This window comes from Protofrankia sp. Cas3, from assembly GCF_963555955.1.
In the GTDB taxonomy this organism is placed as follows: Bacteria; Actinomycetota; Actinomycetes; order Frankiales; family Frankiaceae; genus Protofrankia.
Genome location: NZ_CAUVXP010000049.1, coordinates 24,681 through 35,237, shown reverse-complemented (window position 1 = coordinate 35,237; position 10,557 = coordinate 24,681). Strand labels below are relative to the sequence as shown.

10 protein-coding genes are annotated in these 10,557 nt (G+C 65.5%); 6 read left to right on the top strand and 4 right to left on the bottom strand.

Going from position 1 to position 10,557, the window contains the following annotated elements:
• The first annotated feature begins 417 nt into the window (after positions 1 to 417).
• Positions 418 to 813, top strand: coding sequence for a condensation domain-containing protein (locus U9983_RS27830; protein WP_416211367.1), 396 nt, complete (start codon positions 418 to 420; stop codon positions 811 to 813).
• Here the strand turns inward: U9983_RS27830 and U9983_RS11725 are convergent.
• The gene (locus U9983_RS11725) at positions 788 to 1,186 is read right to left on the bottom strand and encodes a PPOX class F420-dependent oxidoreductase (RefSeq protein ID WP_322754039.1); all 399 of its coding nucleotides are present in this window, start codon (positions 1,184 to 1,186) and stop codon (positions 788 to 790) included. The genes U9983_RS27830 and U9983_RS11725 overlap by 26 nt on opposite strands.
• Positions 1,187 to 1,615: 429 nt before the next feature.
• On the opposite strand from U9983_RS11725, the gene U9983_RS11720 reads away from it, so the two are divergent.
• On the top strand, positions 1,616 to 1,891 hold the full coding sequence (locus U9983_RS11720) for a hypothetical protein (protein WP_322754038.1): 276 nt from the start codon (positions 1,616 to 1,618) through the stop codon (positions 1,889 to 1,891).
• 288 nt (positions 1,892 to 2,179) lie between these two features.
• Positions 2,180 to 3,550: a cytochrome P450 gene (locus U9983_RS11715; protein ID WP_322754037.1), complete on the top strand. Its 1,371-nt coding sequence runs from the start codon at positions 2,180 to 2,182 to the stop codon at positions 3,548 to 3,550.
• A 35-nt stretch (positions 3,551 to 3,585) separates the two neighbouring features.
• Here U9983_RS11715 and U9983_RS11710 read toward each other — a convergent pair whose 3' ends face one another.
• From U9983_RS11710 to U9983_RS11700, 3 genes are all read right to left on the bottom strand, one after another.
• Positions 3,586 to 4,317: an ABC transporter ATP-binding protein gene (locus U9983_RS11710; protein WP_322754036.1), complete on the bottom strand. Its 732-nt coding sequence runs from the start codon at positions 4,315 to 4,317 to the stop codon at positions 3,586 to 3,588.
• A 642-nt stretch (positions 4,318 to 4,959) separates the two neighbouring features.
• Positions 4,960 to 5,172, bottom strand: a complete 213-nt coding sequence (locus tag U9983_RS11705) for a hypothetical protein (protein WP_322754035.1) — start codon at positions 5,170 to 5,172, stop codon at positions 4,960 to 4,962.
• Positions 5,173 to 5,589: 417 nt separating this feature from the next.
• On the bottom strand, positions 5,590 to 6,369 hold the full coding sequence (locus U9983_RS11700) for an aminotransferase class IV family protein (RefSeq protein ID WP_322754034.1): 780 nt from the start codon (positions 6,367 to 6,369) through the stop codon (positions 5,590 to 5,592).
• A gap of 321 nt (positions 6,370 to 6,690) precedes the next feature.
• Between U9983_RS11700 and fdxB the strand changes: the two genes are divergently transcribed.
• The 3 genes from fdxB to U9983_RS11685 all read left to right on the top strand — a co-directional run bounded on the left by fdxB (position 6,691) and on the right by U9983_RS11685 (position 10,538).
• The gene (gene fdxB / locus U9983_RS11695; protein ID WP_322751173.1) at positions 6,691 to 6,990 is read left to right on the top strand and encodes a ferredoxin III, nif-specific; all 300 of its coding nucleotides are present in this window, start codon (positions 6,691 to 6,693) and stop codon (positions 6,988 to 6,990) included.
• Positions 6,991 to 7,148: 158 nt separating this feature from the next.
• Positions 7,149 to 8,864 (top strand): GAF domain-containing protein, encoded by a 1,716-nt coding sequence (locus U9983_RS11690; protein WP_322754033.1) that lies wholly within the window; start codon positions 7,149 to 7,151, stop codon positions 8,862 to 8,864.
• Positions 8,865 to 9,017: 153 nt separating this feature from the next.
• A complete protein-coding gene (locus tag U9983_RS11685) occupies positions 9,018 to 10,538 on the top strand; it encodes an aldehyde dehydrogenase family protein (protein ID WP_322754032.1) in 1,521 nt (506 codons plus the stop codon).
• Positions 10,539 to 10,557 lie beyond the last annotated feature (19 nt).

The following is a 10,557-nucleotide window of genomic DNA, read 5'->3' as shown; positions in this document are numbered from 1 at the left end:
GGCCGGGTCGACCCCGGCGACCTCCTCGAGAATCGCGGCGGGTCCTGCCAGGATTTCGGACTGCGACATGCGCTCCTCCTTCTTGGCCTTTGCCTACTGTGCGGCCGCCGGTGGCACGAAGAACACGATCGCGCCACCTCCGGCCGGGATGGCCTACCGTGCGGCCGCCAGTGGCACGAAAAGCATTCCAGAATTTCAGCAGCATGGACCGTCCAGGGGGTGAACGGGTGACAAATCATTCACAAATACCATCGGAATGGCGGCTGATGGAGCGCGGGTCCGGCGCCGCTCCATCGCTGATTTGAATGGATCGATAGCGCCGGCTGATGAGTGTTGACGACCTTCGTGGCGAAGGCAAACAATACCCGACGAAAACGGTTTTCGGTGAATACCGATGGGCGCCATGAGAGGCTCGACATGCGGAACCCGGATGGGTACGGCGCCCCGCCGGGTCCGGCGGTGTCGGCGACCGTAGACCAGCCCGCGCCGGGAACCGCCCGACGGCCGGCCGGAGAAGTGGAACGGCACCCGTTGTCGGCTGTGCAGCACGCGATGCTGCTGCACAGCATCAGCGCTCCCGGCGAAGGGGTCTATCTTCTACAGAAGATCCTCACGCTGCATGAGCGGCTGAATACGGCGATGTTCGAACAGGCCTTGCGGCAGCTGTTCGAATGGCATCCCATGCTGCGGACCAGCCTCCTGTTGGACCATCCGGAAGGTGGCCGTGTCACTGGACGGCGGTGTCACTGGATCCGGATGACGCAACAGCTACCCGATGATCAGCCCGTCATCTGCCGGGGCTGTAGATCATAGTCTTCGGTGTCACCCGGACCGTGACCCGCTGTTCATCCGGCGTCCGGAAAGGGTATGTGGCCACCCCCAGGTATTTCTTCGCCAACCTGTCGATGACGGCGTCGGCGCCATCGGTCTCCAGCTGGGCGGACCCGGAGATGCTGACCAGATGGTAGGTGTCCTCAGGATCGAGGACGCCTACCGACACCCGTGGGTCCCTGCGCAGGTTCCGCTCCTTGAGGCGGCCCACCGCAGTATTGAAGATGACGTCGTCGCCGTCCACATCGATCCACACAACGGTGCTGTGCGGCGAACCGTCGGTCCGCAGCGTCGTCACCCAGGCGAACAGTGGTTTGCTCAGTAGATCCCGTGCGTCCTTGTTGAGGGTGCTCATCTGGTTCCTCCGGATTCGGTGGTCTCATAGCTCACGGGTACGTCGTTCTCGTTGTTTCCAGCGCACCACCGCCGATCCCTGTTCCCGATCTCCAAGTTCGATCTTCAGCACCTCTCCGATCTTCATTCCCTGTACGATGAGGAGTGTGGCGCGGACGTTCGGTGACTGCAATCTACGGCCGGCGACCGTGCATCGTTGCGGACTCGGTTCACGGCGCCGAAGGATGTGAATCTGGTGCTGCTGGCGGAGCCTCAGATTCACATCGTTGAGAGGGCCGCACGGTGCATGGCCCAGGTGTGGACGGTGGAGGTTTCGGACGACCGACGCCCGTCGGATGTCCTGGATGAGGTCGGCTTGTCCGTTGCTGTCCGTGTTGGGTTGCTGCGGTAGGTCGTCAATCGGTCGATAAGAATTTTCTATTGAGACACCGTGCTGTTGCCGTCCAGTCATGGTCGCTGGAACATGTGCGCTGTGATGGCCTTCCGCAGTATCATCGCGATCGCTGACCCGGTCGAGCGCGCCTGGGTTGCCCACGATCTGCTCTGGAATGATCATCCGGAGCGTGGACGGCTGCGTGCCGTGCGTGGCCTGGCTATTCGTGAGGCGATCAGCCGGGGCGTCGCCACCGGTGACATAGCCGAACGCCTCCACGTCCGAGTAGATGATCTGGCCTGGATGAGCGACGCTGCCACGGCGTTCGAGTAGTTAATTTTTTACTTTCAGTAATTTTCGTGCACCCCTGTGCACCCCTGTGCACCCTCGGCACGTTTCCGGGTGACTGGACGGGGCGAGCTCCCACCGCCACGGCAATCCGGATGTTGGTCGCGGAACGTGGCCAGTGTCTCGGGCCGCAGTGCCGAGATCGCGATTATCGTGAAGATCGGTCTGCTGGCCGTCCTGCTGGGTTGAGCGCCCCTGCCCCCGCCCGTGATCCCGAGGAGAGTCCGCCATGACCGTTGCTCGGCCTGTCGTTGTCCAGCGGTGTCCGTGCTGATGCGTACGGGAGCCGCCCCGGGCCTGTCCGGTGGCCCGCGCGCGGCTGCACGAGTGCTGCGTCCCGACCTGCTCGCGGGCCTGACCCAGCTGCGTGCGACCTACGGTCCTGTCGCGCAGATCTCCTCGCGACCGCTGTCGGCCTTCCTCGTGGCGGACCCGGCAGTCATCGCTGACGTGCTCGTCGGATCCAGCCGGGCCTTCGCCCGAGGCATCGTCCGCCGTGGGTTCGGCTCCCGTCAGACGGTGGTGGAGCCGCTCACGCTGGTGCTCGGCCAGGGGTTGTTGACCAGCGCGGGGGAGCGGCACCGCAGGCAGCGCCGGCTCATGCAGCCGATGTTCCACCATCAGCGGATCTTCGAGTACGGCGAGACGTTCGTCGCGATTGCCGACGATCGGGCTGATCGTTGGACGGACGGCCAGTACCTTGATCTGCACGATGAAATGATCGAGATGACGCTGGCGATGGTCACTCGCACACTGTTCGATGTTGATGTCGACAGCAACGAAGTGACCGTCATCCGAACGGCTATCAGTGAGAACATGGTGGCCACCCGTAAGTCCATGCGGGCAGGCTTCGAGGCGCTGGAGAGGCTGCCACTGCCCGCGGCCCGGCGCCGCCGTAACGCTCGTCACGCCCTGGACCGCGTCGTCTACGACCTCATCGACCATCGCCGTGCGGCCGGAGCGGGCGGGAGGGACCTGCTGTCACTGTTGCTGTCGGCCCGCGATGCGCAGACCGGCGACGGGATGGACGACACCCAGGTCCGCGATGAGATCCTGACCATCATGCTGGCCGGTCACGAAACCACGGCCAACGCGTTGACCTGGACATTTCATCTGCTCGGCACGCATCCTGAGATCGCGGCAGCGCTGTACGCCGAGCTCGACACCGTCCTGTCCGGCCGGCGGCCGACGGTCGCGGATCTGGCGAACCTGCCGTATGCCGACGCGGTGTTCACCGAGGCGATGCGGCTTTACCCGCCGGTGTGGGGCATGGGTCGGTATCTGCTGGAAGACCGTCTTGTCGGAGGCTATCGGTTGCCGGCCGGCTCGACGCTGCTGCTGTGCCAGTGGGTCGTCCATCGCGACGCGCAGTGGTGGCCGGACCCGGAACGTTTTGACCCGACCCGCTGGCTCGGGGACCGGATCGACCCGGACCGGCCCCGGTACGCCTACTTCCCCTTCGGAGGCGGTCCGCACCAGTGCATCGGCAACAGCTTCGCCCAGACCGAGGGGGTGCTGGCACTTGCCACGATCTGTCGTCGGTGGGCGTTCGAACCGGTCGTCGGTCATGAGGTCGTGCCTGAGCCGCTGGTGACCCTGCGGCCGCGTGGCGGTCTACCAATGATCATCCGTCGGCGCGGCTGACGGTCAGGCGTACCGGGTCTCGGCCGTACCGGTACTCAGGCGCACCGGGCGTCACGCATCCCGGCGGCGAGCTCCCCGGCCCTGGGGCTTCGCACCACGACCGACGGGCCGCCGTGACCGGCGATGATCCGTTCGACCGAGTCGGCCGCGAGCAGGCGGCCCCGCCCGATGACGACCAGCCGGTCGGCGATCTGCGCGATCTCGGCGATGAGATGGCTGGACAGGAAGACCGTGCGGCCCTCCCGGGCAAGCGTGGCCAGCAGCTTTCTGATCCAGGTGATGCCGTCGGGATCAAGGCCGTTGGCCGGCTCGTCGAGCACCAACGTCGGTGGGTCGCCGAGCAGCGCCGCCGCCATTCCGAGCCGCTGCGTCATTCCGAGAGAAAGCCGGCCGGCCGGCGTCCCGGCGGCGTCACCCAGGCCCACCATCTCCAGGACGGTGTCGATGCGGTGGCGGGCAATCCCGTTGCTCGCGCACAGCCAGTGCAGGTGGTCATGGGGTGTACGGGCCGGATCAACCCCCCCGGCATCGAGTAGCACCCCGATTTCCCGTACCGGTTGGCGATGCTGGTGGAAAGGCCGGCCATTGACGGTGACCACGCCGTCCGACGGTCGGTCGAGCCCCACAATCATCCGCATAGTGGTGGATTTTCCGGCGCCGTTCGGCCCGAGGAAGCCGGTCACCGCACCGGCTCCCGCACCGAAGGTCAGGCTATTCACCACCGTCCTGCGGCCGTACCGTTTCGTGAGACCGACGGCCTCAATCATTCGTTCCTCCGGTCGTGGACTCCGGTATTCCGGCTGACGCCGCGATGCTCGTATTCCGGCTGACGCCGCGACGCTTGTATTCCGGCTGACGCCGCGATGCTCGTGCGAGCGCACGGTGTCGCCTGGCAGCGTAGGCGCGCAGGCGTATCAGCTATGAGTGAAGGAAATGGGGTGCCCGTGTGGGTAGGATCGCAGGGAAGGTAGGCTCCACCCGGACGACCGCACACAGACAACCTCACGCCGACGGCGTCATACGGACGACATCGCCCCCGTCCGATTGCCGTCCCAAGCCGCCTCCGTCCCCGTGCGTACCACGTGGTTGACCCTCGTTGCGCGGCACGCTGCCGTCGCGCGAATCCTCGGCGCCGACCGAGGATAACCCCCACCCGACCTGGGCGTCTCTAAAAACTGGCGGAAATCGGGCGGCGCTGGAGGTTACGGGAGAGAGCCTGGGTCGTTCACGGCCGATTGGTGCGCAGTTTGCCCGACGGGAACGGCCTTGCCGGCGTCGTGGAATCCGAGCACGCCAGCGAGGCCGTTACTCCTGAGGAGTCTGTGGCGCAACCCCGGGGGGATTAACGGCTTGTTAATCCTTGTGGTGGGATTGTGCTTTATCCGATCAGGCGGTAATCATCTGATGGATCATGCGGTGTTGCCTGCCTGTGATGCATTCCCGGGCGTGCCGGTCGGCGGCATCCCGGTCGGCATGGTGATCCCGCATGCATTGAGCGCTGCCTGTACCGCGGCGCCCTCAGCCGGGTTGCCCCGGCCCCGGCTGAGGGCATGGCTGTCGGGGGAGTGCCGTTGCCGTTCGCCGGTGGCGTCGGCGCGCTGATCCCGGCTTTTGTCAGGCATTCCTGAATCTGATCGCGGGTCTGGCTGCCGCTCGCGGTCGAGGTCGACCCGCCCGGTGCGGTGGACGAGCTGGCTGTCGTCGACGAGGAACCGCAGGCCGGTAGAACCAGCATCATGCTAAGTCCCAAAGTGGCCAGTGCCAGGGGACGTCTGTTCATCGGATCTCTTCAGGGTAGCGGATTACCCGAGGCCCTCCCGGTCGACTCCTGTTCACGGCACGGGCCTCGTTGCGGATTCCAGGAAAGTGTATCCGCCGTTTCTTGGCAGCGCCTGAAACAGGATGGTGCGTCCGCTAGGAAGTCGACATCGGTTGTTCACGGTGGTGTGCGAAAACACAGGGAATTCACTGGTGGGCACAGGATGTACGCAGGTGAATCATCTATGTGGCAGGGTATGGCATCGGCCTTCCGCACACGGTCACAGCGGCTCCCCGGGGATGTCGAGGTACTCCTTGCGCAGGAGTTGGATTATGGGATGATCACCGACTGTCTCGATGTCGTCGATGGCGCTGATCGCGCGTACGCCGATGGCTGCGTTGGTGGCGAACGCGGCTTGCATGTCGCGAATTGCAGTCAGCCGGAGCGGTGCGGTGACGGTTCGCTCGTGTACCCGCTTGAGCAATGTCATGGTCACGCCGGTCAGGCAGTCCGCGTCGGGCCATACCACCCGGTCGCCGTCGAAGAAGCCGATGTTCCAGGTAGCACCTTCGGACACGAAGGAGCCCATATCGGTGAAGACCGCGTCGTCCAATCCGCCAAGTTGCGCGTCCCGGCGATGGCGAAGAGATCCGAAGAGCCCCACATGTTTGACGGTTGGCATGTCCCGGCAGTATCTGACCGAGCGGAGCCGCAGCGCGGGCAGCGGACGGACGGTTGGTGGTCGGGTGGTCACCAGGACGCGCGGTTCCGCCGCGGCAGCCGGATTCCCGATCTCGAATGCCGGGTCGAAGATGGTGATGCGGATCATGAACGAGCCGGTCTCACCGCAGCTGGCACGGCGGGCAAGGTCCCGGACCTTCTGCGGGTCCAGGTCGGCGCCGAAGACCGCCCGACAGTCATGGACCAGCCGATCCAGATGAAGGGAGAGCCCACGGACACGGTGGTTGTCCATTCGCATGGAGGTGAAGTGGCCGTAGTTCGTCAGCGCCAGCGCCGCGAGCTCATCGGGACCGACCGGTACGCCATCCAGTTCCATCATGTGTGGAGGATCCCCCTGAGGCCTCCGGGTGCGCGCAGGGGCATGGTCGCGCGCCCTGCGGCCGGTTGTCCCCCAGCGTGGCCGGTACCCGTCCGGGCACGTCCGGCCGGGCCAGCCGGCTCGTTGAACGAGGTCGGGTGGCCCGGTAATTGTGGCCCTGTGGCCCGACCTGGGTGTATGCCGTGGCCGTCCAAGATAGCATTGAAAGGCGACAGGAGTGAATCCGACGCCCACAAGGCTCACAAGGCCTGACGCCCAAGGTCGAGTGACTTTTGTTCTTCTCATGCGGCCGAATGCCCAGTTGAATCCAGGAGAATTCATATGAGCCACGTTCAGTTCGCCACCCGCGATGCCAGCCCGTGGGTGCCTCATTACATCATGGCCATCGACCAGGCCAAGTGCATCGGTTGCGGCCGTTGCTTCAAGGTGTGCGGTCAGGGTGTGCTGAAGCTGATGGGCCTCAACGAGGACGACGAGCTGGTCGACCCCTTCGACGAGGAGCAGGAGATCGAACGTAAGGTCATGACCGTTGATGCCGCCGGCAACTGCATCGGCTGTGCAGCCTGCGTCCGGGTATGTGCTCCGCGCTGCCACACCTACGCTCCGGCGGACGCGGCCTGACCCGCCGCTGTCTCTGCGCTGTTCCCGCCGGGAGGCGACCGGATCGGGTGGCTGTGCGGCCACCGACAGATCATCCGATCTGGTGCCCGGCATCGTGCCAGGCGCTCTAGACTGTGCCCGTGCACACAGGCACCGGCCATGCCTCGGGTCGCAAGCCGATGTCGGGTGTTGACCGAACCGCCGACGGTCAGCCCGGCACAGAGCCGGTCTTTCCCGTGGTGGCCCGTCTCGAGCTCGATGAACTGCTCACACAGTTGGTGGATCGTGCCCAAGACGTGCTGGCCACCCAGGGCCGGCTGCGCGGGCTGCTGAGGGCGAACCAGATGGTGGCCGCCGATCTCAGTCTGCCGGTGGTGCTGCGGCGCATTGTCGAGGCAGCCTGTGACCTGCTGGACGCCCGGTACGGCGCGTTGGGAGTCATCGGGGGCGACCGTCATCTGGAGCAGTTCATCCATGTCGGGGTTGATGAGAGCGACGTCGCGCGGATCGGCCGGCTACCGGAGGGCAAGGGAATTCTGGGGCTGCTGATCGAGCAGCCGAATCCGCTGCGCCTGGGGAAGATCTCCGATGATCCCCGCGCCCACGGGTTCCCGGCCGGCCATCCGCATATGGATACCTTCATCGGTGTGTCGATCTCCATTCGCGGTGAGGCGTTTGGAAATCTCTACCTCGCGCAGAAACGGGGCGGTCGGCTGTTCACCGCTGAGGACGAGGAACTTGTTGTCGCGCTTGCGTCCAGCGCCGCGGTCGCCATCGACAACGCACGCCTGTTCGCCGAGGCCCAGCGCCGGCTGCGGTGGTTGCAGGCTTCAACGGAGATCACCCGTCAGTTGCTGGCCGGCCAGGTGGAGCCGTTGTCGCTGATCGCCGGGTGCGCGCTCGACGTCGCGGCGGCTGACTTCACGTTGATCATTCTGCAGCGGACGCGGTCGAGCAGGCTGGTCGTGGAGGTTGCCATCGGGGAGCACGCGGACCTGCTTGCCGGGGTCGTTGTGCCGCCCGAGTCGATGGCGGGGCGGGCGGTCGAAGGCGGAGAACCGCTGCTGCTCGCGGAGGCCGCCGGCGACACCGCACTGTTCACTCCCGGTGGACTGGACGTCGGACCCGTCCTGATTGTTCCCCTCGCGGGCATCGAGGACGCCGTCGGCGCCCTCGTTCTCGGTCGCCGCAAGCACGCGCGGGGATTGCGCGAAGCCGACCTGGATATGGCCGTCCGGTTTGCCGGCCACATCGAGCTGGCGCTGGAACTGGCCCGGGCACGGGCCACCCGGGAACGGTTGGTGGTTCTCGAAGAGCGGGAACGTATCGCCCGGGACCTTCATGGTCATGTCATCCAGCGGCTGTTTGCTACCGCGCTCGGCATGCAGGGCCTCGCGGCCCGGGACCGGACGCAGCGGATGAGCCGGTACGTCGAGGAGGTCGACGAGACCATCCGCGAGATCCGGAACACGGTCTTTGAGTTACCGCGTCATGGCCAGGTGGTCGGCTCGGGCCTTCGGGCCCGGATCGCGGCGGTGGTCGACGATGTCGGAGACATCCTGGGGTTCGCGCCCCGTCTTCGCTTCGCCGGTCCGGTGGACTCCGGCGTCAGCGAGGGCACCGCTGAGCATCTGCTGGCGGTGCTGCGGGAAGGTCTGACCAACGTCGCCCGCCATGCCCAGGCCAGTGGCGTTACGGTGAGTGTCGTTGCCGACACGGTTGACTCGATCGTGACGCTGGACGTGGTCGACGACGGCGTGGGGATAGGCGTTGTGCAACGGTCCAGCGGTCTGGCGAACATGGGTGTACGGGCGCAGGAGCTGGGCGGGACGTGCACGGTTACTCCGGGACAGACCGGCGGTACCCACCTGCGCTGGGTGGCCCCGGCGAACTGAACGCAGCCCGGCCAAGGTCGCTCCGGCGCGGGACCAAAGGCATGCGGTGTCCCGACCTAGGCAGCGTAGGCGCGGATGATTGACGCGGGAAGTATGAGTACCGGCCGCCGACGCAGAAAAGAAAGCGTCGCAGCGGGAACCGAGGAGGCCGGTATGATCTACGTTCCGCCTGGCAGACCGGGCAGCATCGTCGAGGTCGCGGACCGCTACGAGAACTTTGTCGGCGGTAAATGGTTGCCGCCGCGCGCGGGTAGGTATTCGGTGAATCTGAGCCCGGCCACCGGCCAGCCGATCTGCGAGATTCCGAAATCCACACCGGATGACGTCGAGGATGCCCTTGACGGCGCGCATGCCGCGGCTGACGGGTGGGCCGCGGTTTCGCCGGCGGAGCGGTCCGCCGTGCTCAACGCGATCGCGGACGCGGTCGATGCCAACCGGGAGATGCTCGCCGTCACCGAGAGCTGGGAGAACGGCAAGCCGGTTCGGGAGACGCTGGGCGCGGACATCCCGCTGGTCGCTGATCACTTTCGTTATTTTGCCGCGGCGGCGCGAATGCGCGAAAGCTCGATTTCGAAGATCGACGAACGTACCATCTCCTATCATTTTCACGATCCGCTCGGTGTGGTGGCGCAGATCGTCCCGTTCAACTTCCCGTTGTTGATGGCCGCCTGGAAACTCGCCCCGGCCCTGGCCGCCGGGAACTGCTCGGTTCTCAAGCCGGCGTCGCCCACCCCGTGGTCGATCCTCAAGTTCGCCGAGCTGCTGGAGGGCATTGTGCCGCCGGGCGTCATCAACATCATTAATGGGCCGGGGGCGGAGGTCGGGAAGGCGCTGGCCACCAGCCCGCGGATCAACAAGATTGCCTTTACCGGGGAGACCGCGACCGGCCGGCTCATGATGCAGTACGCCGCGCAGCACATCATCCCGGTCACGCTCGAACTGGGCGGCAAGTCCCCCAACGTCTTCTTCGACGACGTGCTGGCCGCTGACGACGCCTATCTGGACAAGGCGGTCGAGGGCTTGCTGCTGTACGCGTTCAACAAGGGCGAGGTGTGCACCTGCCCGTCCCGCGCGCTGATCCAGGAATCGATCTACGACGAGTTCATGGAACGCTGCCTGGCGCGGATCAGTCGCATCCGCCAGGGCAACCCGCTCGACCCGGCCACGATGGTCGGTCCCCAGGTTTCGGCCCAGCAGCTTTCGACGGTCATGTCCTATGTTGACATCGGCCTGCGGGAAGGCGCGAAATGTCTGGCCGGCGGCAGGCGGGCGGAACCGGGCGGCGAATTCAACGACGGTTATTTCTTCGAGCCGACCGTCCTGCGTGGAAACAATGCGATGCGGGTGTTCCAGGAGGAGATTTTCGGCCCGGTGCTGGCTGTTACCACGTTCACCGACGAGGCTGATGCGCTGGCCATCGCCAACGACACCCTTTACGGGCTAGGTGCCGGGGTGTGGACCCGGGACGGCAGCCGCGCATTCCGGATGGGCCAGGGTATTAAGGCGGGCCGGGTGTGGGTCAACTGCTACCATCAGTACCCGGCGGGAGCCGCTTTCGGCGGGTACAAGCTCTCCGGTATCGGGCGAGAGACGCACCGGATGATGCTCGACCACTACAGCCAGACAAAGAACATGCTCGTCAGCTACGACCCGAACCCACTGGGCCTATTCTAGGACATTTTCCGAACACAGT

Coding starts and splice junctions, on each gene's coding strand:
- U9983_RS27830 (WP_416211367.1), top strand. CDS start 418: ATGCGGAACCCGGATGGGTACGGCGCCCCGCCGGGTCCGGCGGTGTCG.
- U9983_RS11725 (WP_322754039.1), bottom strand. CDS start 1,186: ATGAGCACCCTCAACAAGGACGCACGGGATCTACTGAGCAAACCACTG.
- U9983_RS11715 (WP_322754037.1), top strand. CDS start 2,180: ATGCGTACGGGAGCCGCCCCGGGCCTGTCCGGTGGCCCGCGCGCGGCT.
- U9983_RS11710 (WP_322754036.1), bottom strand. CDS start 4,317: ATGATTGAGGCCGTCGGTCTCACGAAACGGTACGGCCGCAGGACGGTG.
- U9983_RS11705 (WP_322754035.1), bottom strand. CDS start 5,172: ATGCCTGACAAAAGCCGGGATCAGCGCGCCGACGCCACCGGCGAACGG.
- U9983_RS11700 (WP_322754034.1), bottom strand. CDS start 6,369: ATGATGGAACTGGATGGCGTACCGGTCGGTCCCGATGAGCTCGCGGCG.
- fdxB (WP_322751173.1), top strand. CDS start 6,691: ATGAGCCACGTTCAGTTCGCCACCCGCGATGCCAGCCCGTGGGTGCCT.
- U9983_RS11690 (WP_322754033.1), top strand. CDS start 7,149: ATGTCGGGTGTTGACCGAACCGCCGACGGTCAGCCCGGCACAGAGCCG.
- U9983_RS11685 (WP_322754032.1), top strand. CDS start 9,018: ATGATCTACGTTCCGCCTGGCAGACCGGGCAGCATCGTCGAGGTCGCG.